The sequence below is a fragment of the Selenobaculum gibii genome, from assembly GCF_030273445.1.
GTDB classification, from domain to species: Bacteria; Bacillota; Negativicutes; order ICN-92133; family ICN-92133; genus Selenobaculum; species Selenobaculum gibii.
In genome coordinates this window covers 2,313,713-2,335,246 of sequence record NZ_CP120678.1, presented here as the reverse complement: position 1 = coordinate 2,335,246, position 21,534 = coordinate 2,313,713, and the positions used below count along the sequence as shown (strand labels likewise).

The window sequence follows — 21,534 nt, the reverse complement described above, 5'->3', positions numbered from 1 at the left end:
GGCTCTATTAGACAACGGATAAATTTCATTTGACGAGTGGCTACTATTTTGGTAGTCTTAACTATGAGATTAGCGAAAGCGAATTCAAAGGAGGACATAGAATGTTTGGTGGCATGGGTAACATGGGCAATATGGCTGGCATGATGAAAAAAGTTCAAAAATTACAAGCTGAAATGACTAAAATGCAAGAAGAACTGAAACAAAAAACTGTTGATGTATCAGCTGGCGGTGGAGCTGTAAAAGTTGTAATGACAGGAGAAAAACAAATTTCTTCATTGAAAATTGATCCATCTGCTGTTGATCCGGAAGATGTAGAAATGCTTGAAGATTTGGTATCAGCAGCTATAAATGAAGCTTTGAAAAAAGTGGATGATATGATGGCAAAAGAAATGGGAAAACTTACTGGCGGGTTACCACCAGGAATGTTTTAATCATGCAGTATATAGCACCTTTGACAAAATTGATCGAGCATTTTCGTTCTTTACCGGGAATTGGTGCAAAAACGGCATCGAGACTAGCTTATCATATATTAGATATGGAGGATGCGAAAGCAAAAGCCTTAGCAAAAGCTATTGTTGATGCAAAAGAAAAGATAAGTTATTGTAGCATTTGTTTTAATCTGACCGATAGTGATCCGTGTTATGTTTGTGAGTCTAAGCAGAGAGATAAATCTGTAATTTGTGTGGTTGAACAACCGCGTGATGTAGCGGCAATGGAACGTATGCGTGATTTTAAGGGGCTTTATCATGTTTTGCATGGTGTTTTATCTCCTCTTGAAGGGATAGGACCTGATGAAATAAAAATTAGAGAACTTGTTGCACGACTTTATTCTGGTGAGGTAAAAGAAATTATTGTGGCGACGAATCCGAATGTTGAGGGTGAAGCTACTGCGATGTATATTGCAAAACTACTTAAACCTATTGGAGTAAAGGTGACGAGAATTGCTCATGGATTACCAATTGGTGGAGACTTGGAATATGCGGATGAGGTTACGTTATCAAAAGCTTTAGAAAACCGTCGAGAAATATAGAGATAAAAAGGTATTGCCAGAAGGTAATACCTTTTTATTTTACGTATGAACTATAGAAATTATGGTAAAAATAGAATTATTATCATAATTTTTCGTACAGATAAATATAGTATATTAGGAGGCGGTGTAATGCAGTTCTTTTCGTATGATAAGCATATTCCAAATGAAGATGAAATAAAAATAAAAGGACAGACCGAATTTTTAAATCTAATTAAACAAGCAAAAAAAGATTGGCAATTATCACAAAAACTATTGAGTGAAGTTACAGATTGTGATTTAATGGATTATGTTATTTACTCGATAAAAGCAAATGAGGCACGATATAGATATTTATTAAAAAATGCACGCCTTCAAAATTTACAAGGTGATGCATGGACGGGGGAAAATTTTAATGATATCTAAATAAATGGACAGCCTCTGGTAAAGGAGGGGTTTAAATGGAGACTTTAGCACTTCAACCTGGAGTATTATTTGCTTACATAATTGGAATAGGCTTGATTTATTTTGTTGGCAAAGTGTTTGTAATGCCGGTAAAATTCATTTGGAAGTTTATTTATAATGGCTTGATTGGCGGAATTATGTTATGGATAGTTAATTTTGTGGGAAGTTATGTTGGATTTGAAATTGGGATTAATGTAGTTACCGCATTAGTTGCAGGTTTTTTGGGAATTCCGGGAGTCGTCTTATTGATTGCGTTTAAATTATTTTTTTAAAAATGGTGCTTTGTCGATATTTTTAAAAAATATGTTGACAAGGCACATTTCTTCTGATATCATAATAAAAGTCGTCAGCGGGAAACGCTTACGGCACTAACTAAAAAGAAATTCATCAAAAAGAATTTCAAAAAAATATGTTGACAACAATCCTTGATTGTGTTAATATAAATGAGCTGGTTCGCCAGCAACCAAGTGTTCCTTGAAAACTAAACAATGTAGATATTAAGTAATGTATTACTTGATTCAATTATGCCAGATGTGCGGGTTTCGTTTTAAACGAAACACAAAACAAATGTTACAAAAAAGTAACAACAATTTCTTTTAAAGAAAAGATAATTATTGAGCCATTTAGGCTTTCTAATAATAAATTTATTGGAGAGTTTGATCCTGGCTCAGGACGAACGCTGGCGGCGTGCTTAACACATGCAAGTCGAACGGAGAATTATTTCGGTAATTCTTAGTGGCGAACGGGTGAGTAACGCGTAGACAACCTACCTTTTAGATGGGGACAACATCGCGAAAGCGGTGCTAATACCGAATGTTGATAATGAAATGCATGTTTCGTTATTTAAAGATGGCCTCTATATATAAGCTATCGCTAAAAGATGGGTCTGCGTCTGATTAGCTAGTTGGTGAGATAACAGCCCACCAAGGCAACGATCAGTAGCCGGTCTGAGAGGATGAACGGCCACATTGGGACTGAGACACGGCCCAAACTCCTACGGGAGGCAGCAGTGGGGAATCTTCCGCAATGGACGAAAGTCTGACGGAGCAACGCCGCGTGAGTGAAGAAGGTTTTAGGATCGTAAAGCTCTGTTGTTTAGGACGAATGTGCCTTATGCGAATAGTATGAGGTAATGACGGTACTAAACGAGAAAGCCACGGCTAACTACGTGCCAGCAGCCGCGGTAATACGTAGGTGGCAAGCGTTGTCCGGAATTATTGGGCGTAAAGGGAGCGCAGGTGGGAAAATAAGTCTGTTTTAAAAGTGCGGGGCTCAACCCCGTGATGGAATGGAAACTGTTTTTCTTGAGTGCAGGAGAGGAAAGTGGAATTCCTAGTGTAGCGGTGAAATGCGTAGATATTAGGAGGAACACCAGTGGCGAAGGCGACTTTCTGGACTGTAACTGACACTGAGGCTCGAAAGCCAGGGTAGCGAACGGGATTAGATACCCCGGTAGTCCTGGCCGTAAACGATGGGTACTAGGTGTAGGAGGTATCGACCCCTTCTGTGCCGGAGTTAACGCAATAAGTACCCCGCCTGGGGAGTACGGCCGCAAGGTTGAAACTCAAAGGAATTGACGGGGGCCCGCACAAGCGGTGGAGTATGTGGTTTAATTCGACGCAACGCGAAGAACCTTACCAGGGCTTGACATTGATTGAAAGACGTAGAGATACGTACCTCTTCTTCGGAAGACAAGAAAACAGGTGGTGCATGGCTGTCGTCAGCTCGTGTCGTGAGATGTTGGGTTAAGTCCCGCAACGAGCGCAACCCCTATCATTTGTTGCCAGCACGTAAAGGTGGGAACTCAAATGAGACTGCCGCGGATAACGCGGAGGAAGGCGGGGATGACGTCAAGTCATCATGCCCCTTATGTCCTGGGCTACACACGTACTACAATGGGATTGACAGAGGGAAGCGAAATCGCGAGATGGAGCAAACCCCAGAAACAATCTCTCAGTTCGGATTGTAGGCTGCAACTCGCCTACATGAAGTCGGAATCGCTAGTAATCGCAGGTCAGCATACTGCGGTGAATACGTTCCCGGGCCTTGTACACACCGCCCGTCACACCACGAAAGTCAGTCACACCCAAAGCCGGTGGGGTAACTCTAACGAGAGCTAGCCGTCTAAGGTGGGGCCGATGATTGGGGTGAAGTCGTAACAAGGTAGCCGTATCGGAAGGTGCGGCTGGATCACCTCCTTTCTAAGGAGACATGAGAATTTGAAACAGAATTCTTGTCATCCAGGTCGACACATTTGGCATCTACATTGATTAGTTTTGAGGGAATACAATTTTGTATTGTCTCATTTTTATCTTAGCTTATAATATGGGGGCGTAGCTCAGCTGGGAGAGCACCTGCCTTGCAAGCAGGGGGTCAGGAGTTCGATTCTCCTCGTCTCCACCATAAAAATGTTCTTTGAAAACTACACAGAAGAAACAAATGAAATTAATCAACCTCTCAAAAGAGAGAGTAAATTAACGACATTTTAGGATTCAAAAAAACAAACTAAGCATCAAAAACGATGAACTTAGAGCTTAAATGACGTAAGTCAAGCTACTAAGGGCATACGGCGGATGCCTAGGCGCCAAGAGCCGAAGAAGGACGCGATAAGCTGCGAAAAGCCATGGGGAACTGCAAGTAAGTCTTGATCCATGGATGTCCGAATGGGGGAACCCAGCAGTAGTAATGTACTGTTATCCATGCCAAAGAGCATGAGAAGGTAGACCCGGGGAACTGAAACATCTAAGTACCCGGAGGAAAAGTAATCAAATGAGATTCCCTAAGTAGCGGCGAGCGAACAGGGAAGAGCCCAAACCAGCTGACTTCGGTCAACTGGGGTTGAGGACTGACAAAAAGCGAAATTTATCTAATCGAATGACTTGGGAAAGTCAAGCGTAGAAGGTGAAACTCCTGTAGATGAAAGATAAATAAGTGGGTCAGAATCCAGAGTACCACGAGACACGAGGAACCTTGTGGGAAGCAGGGGGGACCACCCTCCAAGGCAAAATACTCCTTGGCGACCGATAGCGTATAGTACCGTGAGGGAAAGGTGAAAAGAACCCCGGGAGGGGAGTGAAAAGAACCTGAAACCGTATGTCTACAAGCAGTTGAAGCACTATAAATGTGCGACAGCGTGCCTATTGAAGAATGAACCGGCGAGTTACAGTATCTAGCGAGGTTAAGTGGAAAACACGGAGCCGAAGCGAAAGCGAGTCTTAATAGGGCGAAAGTTAGATATTGTAGACCCGAAACCGCAGTGATCTATCCATGACCAGGTTGAAGCTCAGGTAAAATTGAGTGGAGGACCGAACCCGTGAACGTTGAAAAGTTTTGGGATGAGTTGTGGATAGGGGTGAAATGCCAATCGAACGCGGAGATAGCTGGTTCTCCCCGAAATAGCTTTAGGGCTAGCCTCAAGGTAAAAAGTATAGACGGTAGAGCTCTGATCGGGCTAGGGGGCGTAAAGCTTACCGAACCCAGTCAAACTGCGAATGGCTATACTTGTACTTGGGAGTCAGACTGCGAGTGATAAGACCCGTAGTCAAAAGGGAAACAGCCCAGAACGCCGACTAAGGTGTGCTAAGTGGCAAAGGATGTAAAGCTTCACAAACAACCAGGATGTTGGCTCAGAAGCAGCCACCATTTAAAGAGTGCGTAATAGCTCACTGGTCGAGAGGCTTTGCGCCGAAAATGTCCGGGGCTAAAGCACAGAACCGAAGTCGCGTCAGCATACTAAAGTATGTTGGGTAGGGGAGCGTTCTATACACGACGAAGGTATACCGAAAGGAGTGCTGGAGAGTATAGAAGTGAGAATGCCGGTATGAGTAGCGAAAAGGAAGGTAAGAATCCTTCCCACCGAAAGCCTAAGGTTTCCTGAGCAACGATCGTCGACTCAGGGTAAGTCGGGACCTAAGCCGAGGCAAAGAGCGTAGGCGATGGACAACAGGTAAAGATTCCTGTACCACCGATAATTGTTTGAGCAATGGAGTGACGCAGAAGGAAGGTTAAGCGGGCAGATGGAAACGCCTGTCTAAGCTGGTAGGGTGAGATGTAGGCAAATCCGCATCTTAAAAACCTGAGAAGTGACGGAAAGATGTAAGCAATTACATTGAATTTAACTGGACCACGCTGCCAAGAAAAGCTTCTAGTGAGATTAAAGGTGCCCGTACCGCAAACCGACACAGGTAGGCGGGGAGAGAATCCTAAGGTGCGCGGGAAAACCCTCGTTAAGGAACTCGGCAAAATGTATCCGTAACTTCGGGAAAAGGATAGCCATTTTTGGTGAAGCTACAAGCTAGCAGAGCTGAAGAAGGCGACAGAAGAGAGGCCCAAGCGACTGTTTACCACAAACACAGGTGCATGCGAAAGAGAAATCTGAAGTATATGTGCTGACACCTGCCCGGTGCTGGAAGGTTAAGAGGAGGGTTTAGAAGTAATTCGAAGATCTGAATTGAAGCCCCAGTAAACGGCGGCCGTAACTATAACGGTCCTAAGGTAGCGAAATTCCTTGTCGGGTAAGTTCCGACCCGCACGAAAGGTGTAACGACTTGGGCACTGTCTCAACGAGGGACCCGGTGAAATTGAAATACCTGTGAAGATGCAGGTTACCCGCGACTGGACAGAAAGACCCCATGGAGCTTTACTGCAACCTGACATTGGTTTTTGGTAAATAATGTACAGGATAGGTGGGAGACTGAGAATATGGTACGCTAGTATCATAGGAGTCAATGTTGGGATACCACCCTTTATTTACTGAAAATCTAACTGAATGAATAACAAACATCAAGACAGTGTCAGGCGGGCAGTTTGACTGGGGCGGTCGCCTCCGAAAGAGTAACGGAGGCGCCCAAAGGTTCCCTCAGCGCGGCAAGAAATCGCGCGAAGAGTGTAAAGGCAGAAGGGAGCTTGACTGCGAGACGGACAGGTCGAGCAGGTACGAAAGTAGGGCTTAGTGATCCGGTGGTACCGAGTGGAAGGGCCATCGCTCAACGGATAAAAGCTACCCTGGGGATAACAGGCTAATCTCTCCCAAGAGTCCATATCGACGGGGAGGTTTGGCACCTCGATGTCGGCTCATCACATCCTGGGGCTGAAGTAGGTCCCAAGGGTTGGGCTGTTCGCCCATTAAAGTGGTACGTGAGCTGGGTTCAGAACGTCGTGAGACAGTTCGGTCCCTATCCATCGCGGGCGTAAGAAACTTGAAGGGAGCTGCTCCTAGTACGAGAGGACCGGAGTGGACGAACCAATGGTGTACCAATTATGCCGCCAGGCGTACAGTTGGGTAGCTACGTTCGGAAAGGATAAACGCTGAAAGCATCTAAGCGTGAAACCAGCCTTAAGATGAGGTTTCTCATAGAGTAATCTAGTAAGACCCCTTGAAGAAGACAAGGTAGATAGGCCAGATGTGTAAGTACAGTAATGTATTTAGCTGACTGGTACTAATAGGTCGAGGGCTTGACTTAAACAAGCGAAGCAAAGAAGCGGACTGAAAGGAAAGCTGATTTGAGTAAGACGTTTAGTTCCGAGCGAAAGTGAGGAACATCTTATAAAAATGTAGTTAAGATTAATTTCAATTCTTCTGTATAGTTTTGAAGGAACATATCTAAAAAGAAAGTTCACTTCAAAAGAATCTGGTGTCGATAGCTATAGGGTACCACCTGTTCCCATACCGAACACAGTAGTTAAGCCTATACACGCCGAAAGTACTTGGATGGAAACGTCCTGGGAGGTTAGGTAGATGCCAGTTTTGTTTAGCACTCACTTTGGTGAGTGCTTTTTCGTTATTAAGATGAATTTGTATATGTTTGGAATGCAAATAATTTACATAATAAAAGAGCGATTTGGTTAATCGCTCTTTTTATTATATAGTAAGGTATTAAATTCAATTGATTCAGTTTCGCATAGCATACGATCAATATATGGCATATTTTCAAGTTTCAAATTCAGCGTCACCCTATTTTTAAGCATATCTCTATTTGCTGTTGCTAATAGTTTAACTGTGGGGGAAAAAGTGGATCCTTGTTCAACAGCGACTACTAAAGCATATTCGCCGGTATTTAATTGCACAATAGATCCTACAGGAAAAACTGCGATATAGGAGAAAAATTTTTCTAATAATATATTGTCAAACTGTAAATTACTGTTTTGTACCATAATTTTATATGCTTCATAGGGAGCACCAGCATTTTTATAAGGCCGATCAGAAGTAATTGCATCATAAACATCAGCAATTGCAACGATTCGCGCATATTCGTGAATTGCTGTACCCTTTAAGCCTCTGGGATAACCAGTTCCATTAAACTTTTCATGGTGTTGAAATGCAACGTGCATAGGAACAACCGACATATCTTGAGATTGACGCAAGATATCAAATCCATATTCCGAATGTTTTTTTATTACAGCAAATTCTTCCTCACTAAGAGATGCTGGTTTATTTAAAATTCTGTGTGGAATTTTTATCTTCCCAACATCATGCAATAATGCGCCTAAAGAAATTTCTAGTAATTTTTTTGTTGGGTATTGACAACTAATCGCTAACATGGTTGATAAAATGCAAACATTTACGGAATGGGCAAATGTATAATCATCATAACAGCGGATATCGTTCATTTGGACGATATTCGTTCTATTGACGAGCAATGCATCAAGAATGTTTCTTGTAATTTCTTTCATTAATTTTAAGTCTACAGTGTTTGTCAATTGGCATTTACGAAAGGCTATATTGAGATTTTTAATAGCTCTGACTCTTGTTTGTTCAGAAACTATATCATCTGGGTAGTTTATATCGTCATCGTTACTGAATTTTACATACACTGCAGGAATAGCTAAATTATGCAAACGTGCTATGTACTGCTCATTTAAAATTACATCCTTGCTAAGTAGTTTATGACCATCCGCGTCATAAATGTTGCGGGCAACAATCATCCCACTTTTTAGATGCTTGATAGATATTCTCTGCATGATAAAACCCTTCTAAAGTTATTAATCCCTGGATAAATTTTGCTTTATACTTATTTTAACGAATTTAATGTATTAAATCAACAAAATTTTTGATTATATTAACTAATTTGATATTTATTGATAAATATAGGCTTATATTCCCATAAAAATTTGCTTTTAGATACTAATTATCGGAAAATTTTATATTAAATGTAGTCTTCATTAAATCAAAAATTTCGTTTTCATCTAGCGATTTTTCAATATAAAGATTTGGTTCGACGCTTAAATCAACGGAAATATTTTCGCTAATTGCAATTTTTTTGCTTGTTGCGATAAGTTTTACTTTAGGTGTGAAAGTTTTTCTTACTTCGATTTCTGTGACAATACCAAAAGAGCCATCATTTAACTTCACTGTAGTTCCAACTGGAAAGATAGCAACGTGTTCAAAAAATAATTCAAGGATGTCTGGATCGAAATGATTGCCACTTTCTTTTACCATAATCTTATAAGCTTCATAAGGTGGAACTGACGACTTATAAGGTCGATCTGAAGTCAATGCATCATAGACATCCGCAATTGCAACAACCCTAGCATATTCGTGAATTGCTTTACCTTTTACTCCACGTGGATAGCCAGACCCATCGTATTTTTCATGGTGTTGAAAAGCAACGTGCATGGGAACTACAGAAAGATTTTTATTTTTTCTTAATAAGAAAAATCCTAACTCGGAATGCTTTTTCATTACATTCATTTCTTCAGTAGTTAAGCGCCCATTTTTATTTAGAATTTCCAAAGGAATTTTAAGTTTTCCTATATCGTGAAGTAAAGCACCGAAAGCAATTTCGTATAAACGTTTTTTACTGTACTGCTTTAAAATTCCGATGATTGTTGATAATACACATACGCTAATTGAGTGTGAAAAAGTATAAGTGTCAAACTTGCGGATTTCAGTCATTTGAATAATATTATTTGAATTATGTAACAAATTATCAATAATCATATTCGTTGTATCGGTTAGAGATTTTGTATCTAAATCTTCTGTTAACTGACATTTTTGAAAGGCGCGATAAAGAGTTCTAGTGGCCTCAACACGTACAGATTCTTTTAAAATATCTTCGGGTGTATTAATATCTAATGTTGGATTGCCTAAGGAAACATAAATACCAGGAATATATAATGCATTTAATCTGTCGATATAGGTTTTGTTTAAAATGGTGCCTTTAGTTAATAATTTATTTCCGTTCGCATTATAGATATTTAAAGCGACTATCATCCCAGGTCGCAAATTACAGGTGGAAATCTTTTGCATATCTTACCTCGGTTCATCCGTGATTCATAATAAAATATTTATAATAATAAATTTTTTGATGTTTATTTTAAGAAAAAGTTACTTAAAACGACGTTATCTCTGAAAATTTTACATTCTAGAAGCTTTCGTCGCATTAATTTAAAAACCCTTTAAAATATCAACAGCAAGTATAAAAATTATAATTAGCACTATACTAAATGTAAATAAAAATATAGAGGTGAATTTGTGGTGATAAAGAAAAAGCTTTCATTGATTATCAGCATAATGTTGACTTTTGTGCTATTAATATCATTGAGTGGTTGTGATACAAGCAATATTCCAAAACAAAGCGTTGAGCCTGATCAGGCGGTAGAATGGTTGCAGGGGTTTATAGGTAAATTGAAACCTAAAGAACGCATTATTCTTGGATATTATGAGAATCCTTGGGCTGGAACAAGTGAAATTACAGGATCATTCCCAAGCTTAAAACAAAATGGGCAAAACTTAACTGCGATTGCGCCATTTTGGTATAGAGTTGGAACCGATGGGGTTGTAGATTCAAAAGAAAGTCAAGACGTAATTGATACAGCGCGTCAAATGGGATTGAAAATTTATCCGTTAGTCACAAATAAACGTGAAGCAACAGAAAGTATTTTAGGAAATCCTACAATTCGCAGTAAATCAGTGGATAACATAGTGAAAATTGTGAAAGAAAAAAAGTATGATGGAATTAATATTGATTTTGAATTATTACCGCCAGAACAAAGAGAAAACTTAACTTCTTTTATGACGGAGCTGTATCCAAGAATGAAAGCAATCAACAAAACTGTGATTATTTCGGTATTTCCTCAGGTTGATGTACATGAGTCTGTATCGGGTGCATATGATTACCAAAAACTTGCACAAAATGCAGACTATTTGCAAATTATGACGTATGATAATCATTGGTCAACATCTGAACCTGGTCCTATTGCGGCAATAGATTGGTATGAAAAAAATGTGCAATATGCAATAGAGCAATGCGGAAGTCCGAATAAAGTATTAATTGGCGTAAGTGCATATGGATACAATTGGGATGCAAACAATAAAGGAGAGACAATCACTTATCCAGATGCGACTGTATTAGCATCGCAAAAAGGTGCAGAAATTAAATATGATGAGAAATATCAAGCCCCATATTTTAAGTACGATGATCATGAAGTTTGGTTTGAAGATGCACGAAGTACAGCTGCTAAATTAAATATCGTAGCAAAATATGATGTTGCGGGAATTGCAATCTGGCGACTTGGGCAAGAATCTCCAGATATATGGGGAAAAGTCAATGAAATTTTTCCTAAATAATGACTTTTTAAAATATTGACGAATCAAGTAAATATTTGATATACTAAGCAAAGCCCCATATATCGGGGCTTTGTTTATTGTCATATAAATTAAAGAACTAGGAGTTAATTTGTCATTGATGAGTTGACTGGAGGAGATGTCCTTGTGAGTGAAACTTTGCAAGATCGAGTAATAAGGCAAAGACGTAGAAGAAGAAAAAGAATTATTACAGTAGTAATTCTTTTATGTATTTTTATTGCGACTACATGCGCCGCATATTATTGGTTTGATTCTAAATTTTTTGGTAATAGAAATCGTGCTGAAGAAGGGCTAATGGTAGCAGAAGATAAAGTTAATATTATGGTTATGGGTGTAGATCGTCGCGAAGATGATGTTGGCAGATCGGACACTTTATTTGTTGCAACGGTTGACCCAGGAAAAAAAGCAGCAGCTATCTTATCAATACCACGTGATACACGTGTGAAAATTGCAGGGCATGGCTATGACAAAATTAATCATGCCTATGCATATGGTGGACATAAGTTAACGAAAGATACCGTAGAAGGTTTATTGGGAATTCCTATTGATTATTATGTTTTAATTGATACGAAAGCGTTTGAACGAATTATCGATGCCATTGGCGGTATTGATATTGATGTTGAAAAGCGCATGTATTATGAGGACCCATGGGATGATGACGGTGGACTCGTTATCGATTTACGTCCTGGAATGCAGCATATGGATGGAAAAACTGCAATTACGTATGTAAGGTATCGTGATGAAGAAGGCGATATTGGCCGAATTGCTAGACAACAAAAATTCCTGCGTGCGGTGATGGATAAAGTTGCAAGTCCAAGCATTATTCCTAAAATACCAAGCATTATTCAGGAAGTAAGTGCAGCAATTGAAACGGATATGTCAATTAGCAAGATGGTAAGTTTGGCTGGTATTTTAAAAGAAGCGAAAGAAAAAGGTTTGAATGCGGATATGGTGCCAGGGAAACCTGCCTATATTGAGGATATTAGCTACTGGCTTCCTGATGTTGTAAAATTGAGACAATCTTTAGCAACTATTCTTGATGTAAAAATGGATGACCGCGTAGCAAAAGCGATGCAACAAGAAGCGGTTGAATATGAAACTTCAATTCCTAAGGAAATGAAGATCGTAGATGAGCCGAAATCATTGCCACTTGGGGATAAAGACAAAGAAACCGATAAATTAAAAGATAAAAATAAGGATAAAAAAGATGCAACTGACACAGCTAAAAAAGCAGATACAGATAAAAAGTCAGGAGCAAATAAAGAAAGCGAGCAGAAAAAAACACGTTCTTCAACTATCCATGTAGAAGTAGTAAATGCAAGTGGAATTGATGGAGCGGGAAGCGAAGTAGCTTCCATATTACGAAATCAAGGATTCACCGTTACCGGAGTTTCTAATATGACAGCTCCATATAAGAAGACGGTTGTCATTACGAATACTTCAGATAGCTCCGTAGTTGGTAAATTTGCGGCGCTGCCGTTCAATTATTCAATTCAAGTAAATCCAGAAGAGAGTACTGAAAATTTTGCTACGGTTGTTATTGGTAAGGATTATGGAAGTTAATAAAATTAAAGAGGATACTTGGAAGTGTAATAGCTTCCTAAGTATCCTCTTTTGATTATCAATATGTTTGCAAGTTGCATATACTATCACACCTGTGAAGTGGGGTGATAAATATGGAATTTAGTTATTGCGTAAGTGTAGTGTTATTATCTTTTGCTATCTTTGGAGGGTATTGTTTTATCAAGGATTTATGGTTGTGGCACAAAGAACTGAAGATCAAGGAGCATTATGCATTTAGCATCGTCGTTTTAGTGAAAGATATTGAAGAAGATATCGAAGAGATGATTCGTCATTTAATGTTGGAAATTGAAATTGCCGAAATGAATTGCGATGTCATCATTTATGATGATTATTCGCAGGATTTAACATTTTCGATTGCAAAACGACTTGAGAGAGAATATGCATCACTTATGGTTATTCAATACAATGAACAAAATAGCTCTTTTCAGGCGATGTCAAATGCTGCAAAAGGAGACTTTATACAATTTTTAGATACGATTCATTGCATAAATCCGAAGGAGTTCTGCGAAATTGTTACTTGGATTTTCAAGCCACATACGAAGCAGTTTATCTTGTAGCAACTGTGTTCTATCTTTTGTAAATGCTTCATTAAGCAAGAAGAGATGCGCCTGACGTAAATGCATTTGGACGGTAGTTAGCTTCCATAGTGAAGTAACAAAATGATTTCCTGTGAGGTGTAATCGTGTACTTTTTTCAATAGATTTTATTGAAACTATATGAGGAAAATTTATATAGCCGCCAGTGGCGTCTCCGCTGATTTTAGGGTTTCTTGTTTTTAATGGAACTAGTACCAGATCAGGGGCCAGTACTAGGGGTTGCCAAATTGTCGATTGAGTGATTTGAGTTGCTTTTGCCTTTAAAGCGAGCAAATCGATTGTCTGCCTATATGCAAGCCGGCGGATAATCGTTGCTGCTTTGAAGGGGGAAAAGACTTCTTCTCCGTTTGTCAGTAATAGCTGCGTAGAATTTCCAGATGCAGTATAAATCGGAAGAATGGCCGCAATCTCGTTATTAGTTGGCAGAATATGATTCATTGAAAAACTCCTTTCGAACATACGTTCTAAAATCTAAAATAAATAATAGCAAAAATTTAACAAAATAGCAAGCATTGAAAGAAAGGTGGTAGTATATTTCATGGACTTGGATAATCTATCGTTTTCTACTATAATAAATAATAGTGATGCATAATTTTGAGGTGAATAAATGGGCATTTTACGCGTAAGTCAGTTAAATAAATCATTCGGCATTGAAGAGCTTTTTCATGATGTAAGTTTTGAAATATCCGGTGGAGATAAAATTGGTTTTATTGGTGCAAATGGTACGGGAAAAAGTACGTTGATGCGCTGTTTAATGGGGTTAGAGGAGGCTGATAGTGGACAAGTTGTTTTAGCGACTACGGATACCATCGGCTATGTTGAGCAAGAGGCGGAGTTAGAATCCTGGACTTTATGGGAAGAACTATCAAAAGCCTTTGAAGATGTTTTAGCTTGGCAAGAAGAGATGAAAGAGATCGAAGAACGTATTGCAAAAGAGAAAGATGAAGTAGCGCTTGCATCTTTAATGAAAGAATATGCGCATGTAGTTGATAAATTTGAACGGGCGAGTGGCTATGATTATGAAAGTATGATTAAACGCGTTGCTACAGGGCTTGGATTTACGGCGGAAGATTTTAAAAAGAATGTAAATCATTTCTCTGGTGGGCAGAAAACGAGGATTTGTTTGGCGAAAGCTTTGATTCGTCGTCCCGATTTTTTATTTTTGGACGAGCCAACAAATCATTTAGATATTGAAATGGTAGAATGGTTAGAGGACTTTCTTATTGGGTACTCAGGTGGAGTATTGATTATTTCTCATGACCGTTTTTTCCTTGACCGCGTGGCGAATCGGATAATTGAATTAGAAAATAAAGAAGTTGTTGCTTATACTGGGAATTATAGTAGATTTACTGAACTTAAAGCAGAGCGCCGCGCTGCATTGGAGAGTGCATATCAAAAGCAGCAAGTGTATATTACAAAAACAGAAGAATATATCCGTAGGTACAAAGCGGGAATCAAGTCAAAACAGGCACGTGGCAGAGAAAAGCAGTTGAATCGTTTAGCGCGCATTGTATTGCCTCCCAATAGTGTTGGGTTTAATTATTTTGCATTTAATCCGCCAAGTGAATGTGCACAGCGAGTTGCGGAATTAGAAGATGTTGCGGCAGCATATGGAAGTCAAGAAATATTCAAGCATATTTCAATGTTAATTCGAAATGGTGATGGGATTGCATTGGTAGGTCCGAATGGTGCGGGAAAAACAACACTTCTCAAAATCCTTGTAGGTGAAATGGAAGCTATCAATGGAAAAGTGAAGTTGGGCAGCCGTGTCAAGATGGGATATTTTTCGCAACAACATGAAGGATTAAATCTGGAAAATAGACTTTTAGATGAATTAATTTATGAATATGATTTAACAGAAGAACAAGCAAGACATTACTTAGGAGCATTTTTGTTTCATGGAGATGATGTTTATAAAATCATTGGTGATTTAAGTGGTGGTGAAAAATCACGGTTGGCATTTTTGAAATTAATGCTTACGGGCGCTAATTTTCTCGTGCTCGACGAGCCGACGAATCATTTAGATATTCCAGCGAAGGAAGCCGTAGAAGAGGCATTAATGGCGTTTCCGGGCACGTTTATTACCGTTTCCCATGACCGCTATTTTTTGGATAAAGTAACGAATGGTACGTTTGAATTAGCAGGTGGCGTATTAACCGAATACAACGGAAACTATAGTTATTATCATGATAAAAAATTAGAAGCACAAAAAGAAGCTGCTGAGTTAGCAAGAGAAATTGAGGATCGTAAACCTAAACAACCTAGTGCGGCGAAGCTGGAATCGAAAAAAGGCAAACCACGTAATTTAAGTGGTAGTAAACGTATCGAACTCATGCAAAAATATGAAGGTGAGATCGCTATGTTAGAGATGGAGTTAAAGGGTATTGAGTTTCAGTTAAATACCCCAGAAAATCATACAGATGCTGAGAGTAGTAAAAAGTTAGCAGAGGAATATCAAAGAGTAGAAAGTGAACTTGCTGAAAAATATGATCTTTGGGCGCAGTGTAGTGAAGAGGAATCGTAACTGGCAATCAAAGAATAAGATAAAGGCCGACTCGTGCATTGACTTGCACTGAGTCGGTTTTTGTTCTATGGCGATAGGTTTTATATAGTATAGCTAAGCGCTAATACAAGAGAAACCGGTTTCTCACCTAAGGTGAGAAAATGAAGTTAAATAAGTTAGTTGAGATGGCAAAAGAAGGAGATAAAGTTGCATTTCAAGAAATTTGTGAACGGTTTACTGGGCTGATAAAGAAACTTGCCTATCAATCGCATTTACGCCCAATTGCTGAAGAAGCTATGTCGATTGGCTTTCTTACAGTCGTCGAAGGGGTGAAAATTTATAATGACTCAATGGGAGACCCCTTTGAAGGGTATATACAAAGTAAATTAAAGTTTGCGATGTGGAATCTATTTAAACGTGAACGAGGTCGTTGGGAAAAAGAATACAGTGTAGAAGTTCAGCAAGGTGAAGATTTAAGTTTATTAGAGCGGTTGGTAGCTGGTGTTGATATTGAGTTAGAGATAGAGCATAAATTATTAACGGAAGAATTGATGCGATGGATAGAATTTTTACCGAAAAAACAACGGCAGGCAGTTTTACTTACTTTAGTATTCGAAAAAGGGTTAACGGAAACGAGTAAGTTACTCAATATATCGCCTCAAGCGGTATTTAGTCTTCGTAATCGTGGGATTGCAAAGCTTCGTAAATCTATGCAATTAATATGAAAATAGAACTTGTGATGGATATTTACATTTATTGAAAAGATCAGTATAATGAAACTATGGTTAAAGGATTGCGATGGAGAGGTAATCCTTTAACGAGTTGATGGATAGTTTTTTGAGTTTAAGTACGATAAAGGTACTTATCGAAAATAATTATTAGCCCGACTCAAGCAAAAAAAGCACTATTTCATCTTGAAATAGTGCTTTTTGCTGTTTTCAAACAGGATTTTATGTAATGAACGAGAATAGATATTTACATATAGAACATAAGTGCGGAGGAGTTTAGCAGTGGATTTTGACGGCCTAATGATAGAAGGAATAGTAGAAGTCGTTATCTTTGAAAGTGATGATGGGAGATTTTCAGTATTTAAAATAAAACCCTCTGGGAATAAAGGGCTGATTAATGTTACGACAAATGCTCCTGCTCCGCTCGTTGGTGAACAAGTTGAATTGATTGGCGAATGGACATCGCATCCTAAGTTTGGTGAGCAATTCAAAGCCACAGGAATAAAGCGTATAGAACCGACAAATGTCAAAGGAATTGAACGGTTTCTTGCTTCTGGAGCAATCAAAGGGGTCGGTGCGGCAATGGCAAAACGTCTCGTTGATAAATTTGGCTCGGAAACACTGCAAATTATTGAATATTCGCCGAAACGTTTACAAGAGGTAGATGGAATCGGAAGGAAAAAAGCAGAAGCCATTCACTTGGCTTATAGTGAACAGGCGGAGCTTCGCGAAGTGATGATTTTTCTTGAATCACATGGAGTATCGGGAACTTATGGTGGAAAAATCTTTGCTAAATATGGTTCTTTTTCTGTTGAAGTCGTTAAAAATGATCCTTATCGCTTGGCGCGAGATGTTGATGGAATTGGATTTCGTACGGCTGATCAGATTGCTAATGCATTAGGTGTTGAAAAAAATGATGAATCACGTATTGTTGCAGGGATTCATTATGCTCTATTACAGATTGCCAACCTAGGACATTGTTGTGTACCTGAAGCAATGCTTGTAGAACAGACAGCAAAGTTATTGGTGATTGAACGCAGTGATGTGGCTAGAGAAATTACCCGGTTATTAAAAGATGAAAAGCTATGTTTTGAAGAGCAGGGAAATGAAATGCTGATTTATCCGCCCAACCTTTATTATGCAGAAAAAAATGTAGCTCAGCGGTTATTACAGTTAAGAGATTATGCACAGCCTTTATCTTCTGAAGCTGCGAATGAAGAAGTGGCTGAATGGGAAGAGAAGAGTGGGATTGTTTTAGCTGCGAAACAACGTGAAGCCGTTGTGTCTTCCTTAGAGTATGGGGTATTGGTGCTTACGGGGGGACCGGGCACAGGAAAGACTACGGTTGTAAAGGGAATTATTGAAGTGCTCGAAAATCAGGGAATGCAAATTTTACTTGGAGCACCAACGGGCAGGGCGGCAAAACGGCTTAGCGAAGCCAGTGGGAAGGAAGCTATTACGGTGCATCGTATGCTGGAGTCAAATGGCGTTGATACGGGCTTTGCCCGTGATGAGGATGAACCGTTAGAAGCAGATGTGATTATTATAGATGAAGTTTCGATGATGGATATTTCTTTGATGAGTCATTTTCTTGAAGCCGTACCGAGAGGAAGTCGGGTAATTTTAGTTGGGGACGTAGACCAATTGCCAGCAGTTGGCCCAGGGGCAGTTTTAAAAGATGTTATTCGGTCAAAGAAAATTCCAACCGTGCGTCTTACAGAAGTTTTTAGGCAAGCTGGCGAAAGTATGATTGTTCTTAATGCCCATGCAATTAACCGGGGTGCGTTGCCTGATTGCAAAACAAGTACGGATTTTCAATTTAGAGAATTTAATGATGATCGTGATATTGCAAATGCAATTGTTGAAATTTGTACCCGCGAATTGCCTAAAGAAAAATTTGATGCAAATAAAGATATACAAGTATTGACACCGATGCATCGGTTGACGTGTGGTACGGAAAACCTCAATCATTTATTGCAAGATGCAATGAATCCTCAAGAGGATGACAAACCGACAATTGCAAATATGAATTATACGTTTAGGCTTGGTGACAAGGTTATGCAGATTCGTAACAATTATACGAAAAATGTTTTTAATGGTGATATAGGGTTTATCGTTGAAATTCATAATGATAAAGCAAAAGTTCGGTACTTAGATACGGAAGCAGTTTACGAAAAAAATGAACTGATTGAACTACAGCTTGCTTATGCAATGAGTGTGCATAAAAGTCAAGGTAGTGAATATCCTGTTATCGTTATGCCACTTACTTCTGGTCATCATATTATGTTGCAACGCAATTTACTCTATACTGCGGTGACTAGGGCGAAAAATAAAGTGATTTTACTCGGAACGAAAGCGGCACTTTATACGGCAGTCAGCAGTGATAGAACGCGGAAAAGATATTCTTTATTAGCTGAACGTTTACAACAAGGATAAGGTGATTTTATGATTAAGCTAATTTATCATACGTTTTTAAATATGCTGTTTCCACCGAAATGTCCGGTTTGTCGTTGTTATGTTGGGCAGCAAGGCGAATGGTGTATGAGATGTTTAGAGCAAGTCTTATCTATTCGTACTATTAATGTAGGACAACATCATTTAAAATATTTGGACGAGTGTCAAGTGCTATGTCAGTACAGAAGTGGAATGAAAAAAATTATTCAGCATATTAAGTTTTATCAAGCATTAAAATATGTACCGCATATTCATTGGCTTTTAAATAGAGAAGGAGATTTGGTAAGTTTTAAGTGTATAGATATTGTTTCTGCAGTACCGCTGCATGAATCAAGACTAAAAAGCCGTGGCTATAATCAAAGTGAAAAATTTTTTTATCCTTGGATAAAGGAAAAAGGCTGGCTTTGGCAGAATTTATTAATGAGAAAAAAAGATACTGTCCCACAATATGAACTAAGTTCCAAAGAGCGTCAGAAAAATATTAAGAATGCATTTGTTATGAGACCAAATTACAATATACAAGATTGTACGATTCTTTTGGTAGATGATATTTTTACAACTGGTGTTACGATGGATGAATGTGCAAAGGTTTTAAAATCAGCTGGGGCGAAAAAAGTAATTGGGTTAGCATTGGCAACAGATGCTGAATATTAGATGATAATTTAAGATAAGGTTGTTGAATAGCTTTAAGATAAGTCGTTGAGGAGGATTGTTGGTTATGGGGTTGAAAAATTGTCCTGAATGCGGGAAGTTGTTTGTTAGCGGTACGATACCTATGTGTCCAGCATGCTATGAACAAGAAGAAAAAGATGAAATGAAGATAGTAGAGTATTTACGAGAAAAAAATAAAGCGTCTATGGAAGAAATCCATGAAGCTACGGGAGTAAAAGAACGTACAATTTTTCGGATGATTAAAGCAGGAAGATTTATGGGGATCTCGGATATATCTTATCCTTGTGAAGTATGTGGTACGTTAATTTTTGGTGGAAGAATGTGCGATAAATGTAATACTGATTTCTTAGAACAGGTGAAAAAATCAAATCTTGATCGTGCAGCGAAAGTACAAATAGAGAGCGATAAGAATAGAGGAGCGGGTATGTATAGCAGGGAAAGGGACAGATATAGATAAGGTGATTTTTCAGAAGAAAATTTGAAAAAACGAAAGAGTAGGTTTTCTAAGATAAAATAAGAAAATAAGAGAATACTGGTGAAAATGAACTAAAATGCCTTAAAATCGCGGATTAATATCTGCGGTTTTTTTTTCGATAAAAATATAGAATAAGAAAATCCCGAGGTGGGTGTGAAAAATGATGATTAATAATATTCAAAGTTTGATAAAAGGGTATGTTGATACGAAATCTGTGAGTAATCAACGAAATGAAGTCAAGACGAAAAACGTTGCTAAAGATGAAGTTGTATTGTCTTCACAGGCGCAAAATTTCCACGAATTCTTACAAAAAGCAAAGACTTCATCGGTCATTCGTTCAGAGAAAATTGATGCATTATCAATGCAAATTTCTCAAGGGACATATAGCGTTGATTCAAGAGTATTAGCTGAAAAGATGCTTAATACACGTTGGTAGTAAACATGAGAAAGGAAAAGTTTATTTATGTGGCTAGAGCTTAGAGAGATTCTTACGAAACTGGTGGAAGTTTATCAGCAGATGCTAGGGTTAAGTAAACAAAAGCGCATTGCATTAGTAGGTGTGAACATCTCGGAGATTGAAAGGATAACGAAACAGGAACAAGTATTGCTATCTGTAGTAAATCATTTGGAAAGAGATCGAAAAAAAATTCTGTTGAAAATTAGAAAAAATATAAACGAGCAATATGCAAATGCCGACATCATCACATTGATTTTACAATGTGATGATGAAAATAAGGCATCTTTAATTGAGTCACATGAGAGATTGAAAGAAATTATTGAAAAAGTACAAACTCATAATAAAACCAATACGGATTTAACGATGCAAGCATTATCAGCTGTGAATTATCAACTGAATGTTTTGTCGCAAGCGAGTGTTGCTCCTACTTATGCAGATGGTGGCAAAGAAGTTGTAGACAGAAAAAAAAGGTTGAATTTTGAAGCATAAGCAAAGTTGAAAGGACGATTACCAATGTGGCAACAAATCAAAGACGATATGAATTTGATGGTTCTGCTTATTCAAGAATTGCTTGCAGTATCGGATGAAAAGGATCAATTGTTTATTGCGAATGATATTGCAGGAACCGAAGTGGTCTTTAAGAGAGAACAGGAACTGTTAAGTAAATTAACATCAGTTGAAAATAGATATCAATCCATTATTCAGAATGTACGAAAACGATACGGAATGGATGAAACGTGCTCGTTTGTTGAAGCAATCATGTTGGTAAGGCCTGCGCAAATGAAAGAGCTAATAGATTTATCTAATGCTATCGTTCGATTTTCAGAGAAATTAAAACAACGAAATGAGCGTAGTAGAAAAGTGATGAATAAGGCGAAAAGTTTTATTGATTTTAACATTAATGTACTAGCTCAGACGGTTGCAAGTGATACCTATGCACCACAAGGGCAAGAGGGAACGGCAGTTAGAAAACGAGCGATGTTTGATCAAACGATTTAAATAGGAGTG

At 38.6% G+C, this 21,534-nt stretch carries 18 protein-coding genes, 1 tRNA gene and 3 rRNA genes; 19 read left to right on the top strand and 3 right to left on the bottom strand.

The features are described from left to right. The first annotated feature begins 101 nt into the window (after window positions 1-101). The 8 genes from P3F81_RS11105 (at window position 102) to rrf (ending at window position 7,217) form a co-directional block, all read left to right on the top strand. Window positions 102-431: a YbaB/EbfC family nucleoid-associated protein gene (locus P3F81_RS11105; RefSeq protein WP_147669700.1), complete on the top strand. Its 330-nt coding sequence runs from the start codon at window positions 102-104 to the stop codon at window positions 429-431. Window positions 432-433: 2 nt separating this feature from the next. Continuing rightward, window positions 434-1,030 carry a recombination mediator RecR gene (gene recR / locus P3F81_RS11100; protein WP_147669701.1) on the top strand — a complete coding sequence of 199 codons (597 nt, stop codon included), beginning with the start codon at window positions 434-436 and terminating at the stop codon, window positions 1,028-1,030. 129 nt (window positions 1,031-1,159) lie between these two features. Further along, entirely contained in the window at window positions 1,160-1,432 is a 273-nt protein-coding gene (locus P3F81_RS11095) for a YaaL family protein (protein WP_309320403.1), read from the top strand. Window positions 1,433-1,467: 35 nt separating this feature from the next. Continuing rightward, window positions 1,468-1,743 carry a pro-sigmaK processing inhibitor BofA family protein gene (locus P3F81_RS11090; protein ID WP_147669703.1) on the top strand — a complete coding sequence of 92 codons (276 nt, stop codon included), beginning with the start codon at window positions 1,468-1,470 and terminating at the stop codon, window positions 1,741-1,743. A gap of 372 nt (window positions 1,744-2,115) precedes the next feature. Next, window positions 2,116-3,672 (top strand): 16S ribosomal RNA (locus tag P3F81_RS11085). Between the two features lie 126 nt (window positions 3,673-3,798). Then, window positions 3,799-3,874: transfer RNA gene (locus P3F81_RS11080), tRNA-Ala, on the top strand. 143 nt (window positions 3,875-4,017) lie between these two features. Continuing rightward, window positions 4,018-6,933: ribosomal RNA gene (locus P3F81_RS11075) — 23S ribosomal RNA — on the top strand. A gap of 167 nt (window positions 6,934-7,100) precedes the next feature. Next, window positions 7,101-7,217, top strand: a 5S ribosomal RNA gene (gene rrf, locus P3F81_RS11070). Together the 16S, 23S and 5S rRNA genes with 1 tRNA gene alongside form the textbook arrangement of a ribosomal RNA operon. 98 nt (window positions 7,218-7,315) lie before the next feature. Here rrf and P3F81_RS11065 read toward each other — a convergent pair. Together P3F81_RS11065 and P3F81_RS11060 are read right to left on the bottom strand one after the other, a co-directional pair. Then, complete coding sequence (locus tag P3F81_RS11065) at window positions 7,316-8,431, bottom strand: HD-GYP domain-containing protein (protein ID WP_147670198.1); 1,116 nt, start codon at window positions 8,429-8,431, stop codon at window positions 7,316-7,318. A gap of 163 nt (window positions 8,432-8,594) precedes the next feature. Beyond that, window positions 8,595-9,719, bottom strand: coding sequence for an HD-GYP domain-containing protein (locus P3F81_RS11060; RefSeq protein WP_147670197.1), 1,125 nt, complete (start codon window positions 9,717-9,719; stop codon window positions 8,595-8,597). 225 nt (window positions 9,720-9,944) lie between these two features. Between P3F81_RS11060 and P3F81_RS11055 the strand changes: the two genes are divergently transcribed. From P3F81_RS11055 to P3F81_RS11045, 3 genes are all read left to right on the top strand, one after another. Beyond that, window positions 9,945-11,039 (top strand): glycosyl hydrolase family 18 protein, encoded by a 1,095-nt coding sequence (locus tag P3F81_RS11055; protein WP_309320402.1) that lies wholly within the window; start codon window positions 9,945-9,947, stop codon window positions 11,037-11,039. Between the two features lie 144 nt (window positions 11,040-11,183). After that, on the top strand, window positions 11,184-12,620 hold the full coding sequence (locus tag P3F81_RS11050) for an LCP family protein (protein WP_147670196.1): 1,437 nt from the start codon (window positions 11,184-11,186) through the stop codon (window positions 12,618-12,620). 113 nt (window positions 12,621-12,733) lie between these two features. After that, the gene (locus tag P3F81_RS11045; RefSeq protein ID WP_147670195.1) at window positions 12,734-13,198 is read left to right on the top strand and encodes a glycosyltransferase family 2 protein; all 465 of its coding nucleotides are present in this window, start codon (window positions 12,734-12,736) and stop codon (window positions 13,196-13,198) included. Here P3F81_RS11045 and P3F81_RS11040 read toward each other — a convergent pair. Beyond that, a complete protein-coding gene (locus P3F81_RS11040; RefSeq protein WP_147670194.1) occupies window positions 13,109-13,675 on the bottom strand; it encodes a hypothetical protein in 567 nt (188 codons plus the stop codon). The genes P3F81_RS11045 and P3F81_RS11040 overlap by 90 nt on opposite strands. 169 nt (window positions 13,676-13,844) lie before the next feature. Between P3F81_RS11040 and P3F81_RS11035 the strand changes: the two genes are divergently transcribed. The 8 genes from P3F81_RS11035 (at window position 13,845) to flgN (ending at window position 21,525) form a co-directional block, all read left to right on the top strand. Further along, the gene (locus P3F81_RS11035) at window positions 13,845-15,761 is read left to right on the top strand and encodes an ABC-F family ATP-binding cassette domain-containing protein (protein ID WP_147670193.1); all 1,917 of its coding nucleotides are present in this window, start codon (window positions 13,845-13,847) and stop codon (window positions 15,759-15,761) included. 140 nt (window positions 15,762-15,901) lie between these two features. Beyond that, window positions 15,902-16,465, top strand: a complete 564-nt coding sequence (locus P3F81_RS11030; protein WP_147670192.1) for an RNA polymerase sigma factor — start codon at window positions 15,902-15,904, stop codon at window positions 16,463-16,465. 303 nt (window positions 16,466-16,768) lie between these two features. Next, complete coding sequence (recD2, locus tag P3F81_RS11025) at window positions 16,769-18,904, top strand: SF1B family DNA helicase RecD2 (RefSeq protein WP_147670215.1); 2,136 nt, start codon at window positions 16,769-16,771, stop codon at window positions 18,902-18,904. Window positions 18,905-18,913: 9 nt separating this feature from the next. Further along, window positions 18,914-19,576: a ComF family protein gene (locus P3F81_RS11020; protein WP_147670191.1), complete on the top strand. Its 663-nt coding sequence runs from the start codon at window positions 18,914-18,916 to the stop codon at window positions 19,574-19,576. 64 nt (window positions 19,577-19,640) lie between these two features. Beyond that, entirely contained in the window at window positions 19,641-20,051 is a 411-nt protein-coding gene (locus tag P3F81_RS11015; RefSeq protein WP_147670190.1) for a flagellar protein, read from the top strand. 178 nt (window positions 20,052-20,229) lie between these two features. After that, complete coding sequence (flgM, locus tag P3F81_RS11010) at window positions 20,230-20,505, top strand: flagellar biosynthesis anti-sigma factor FlgM (protein ID WP_147670189.1); 276 nt, start codon at window positions 20,230-20,232, stop codon at window positions 20,503-20,505. Between the two features lie 27 nt (window positions 20,506-20,532). After that, a complete protein-coding gene (locus tag P3F81_RS11005) occupies window positions 20,533-21,015 on the top strand; it encodes a flagellar protein FlgN (protein ID WP_147670188.1) in 483 nt (160 codons plus the stop codon). 24 nt (window positions 21,016-21,039) lie between these two features. After that, window positions 21,040-21,525 (top strand): flagellar export chaperone FlgN, encoded by a 486-nt coding sequence (flgN, locus tag P3F81_RS11000; RefSeq protein WP_147670187.1) that lies wholly within the window; start codon window positions 21,040-21,042, stop codon window positions 21,523-21,525. Window positions 21,526-21,534: the final 9 nt, after the last annotated feature.

Bases quoted from the DNA above. Each gene is read 5' to 3' on its own strand.
- P3F81_RS11040 (WP_147670194.1), bottom strand. From the start codon at position 13,675: ATGAATCATATTCTGCCAACTAATAACGAGATTGCGGCCATTCTTCCG.
- P3F81_RS11020 (WP_147670191.1), top strand. From the start codon at position 18,914: ATGATTAAGCTAATTTATCATACGTTTTTAAATATGCTGTTTCCACCG.
- recR (WP_147669701.1), top strand. From the start codon at position 434: ATGCAGTATATAGCACCTTTGACAAAATTGATCGAGCATTTTCGTTCT.
- flgM (WP_147670189.1), top strand. From the start codon at position 20,230: ATGATGATTAATAATATTCAAAGTTTGATAAAAGGGTATGTTGATACG.
- flgN (WP_147670187.1), top strand. From the start codon at position 21,040: ATGTGGCAACAAATCAAAGACGATATGAATTTGATGGTTCTGCTTATT.
- P3F81_RS11005 (WP_147670188.1), top strand. From the start codon at position 20,533: ATGTGGCTAGAGCTTAGAGAGATTCTTACGAAACTGGTGGAAGTTTAT.
- P3F81_RS11095 (WP_309320403.1), top strand. From the start codon at position 1,160: ATGCAGTTCTTTTCGTATGATAAGCATATTCCAAATGAAGATGAAATA.
- P3F81_RS11060 (WP_147670197.1), bottom strand. From the start codon at position 9,719: ATGCAAAAGATTTCCACCTGTAATTTGCGACCTGGGATGATAGTCGCT.
- P3F81_RS11105 (WP_147669700.1), top strand. From the start codon at position 102: ATGTTTGGTGGCATGGGTAACATGGGCAATATGGCTGGCATGATGAAA.
- P3F81_RS11045 (WP_147670195.1), top strand. From the start codon at position 12,734: ATGGAATTTAGTTATTGCGTAAGTGTAGTGTTATTATCTTTTGCTATC.
- recD2 (WP_147670215.1), top strand. From the start codon at position 16,769: ATGATAGAAGGAATAGTAGAAGTCGTTATCTTTGAAAGTGATGATGGG.
- P3F81_RS11015 (WP_147670190.1), top strand. From the start codon at position 19,641: ATGGGGTTGAAAAATTGTCCTGAATGCGGGAAGTTGTTTGTTAGCGGT.
- P3F81_RS11035 (WP_147670193.1), top strand. From the start codon at position 13,845: ATGGGCATTTTACGCGTAAGTCAGTTAAATAAATCATTCGGCATTGAA.
- P3F81_RS11065 (WP_147670198.1), bottom strand. From the start codon at position 8,431: ATGCAGAGAATATCTATCAAGCATCTAAAAAGTGGGATGATTGTTGCC.
- P3F81_RS11090 (WP_147669703.1), top strand. From the start codon at position 1,468: ATGGAGACTTTAGCACTTCAACCTGGAGTATTATTTGCTTACATAATT.
- P3F81_RS11030 (WP_147670192.1), top strand. From the start codon at position 15,902: ATGAAGTTAAATAAGTTAGTTGAGATGGCAAAAGAAGGAGATAAAGTT.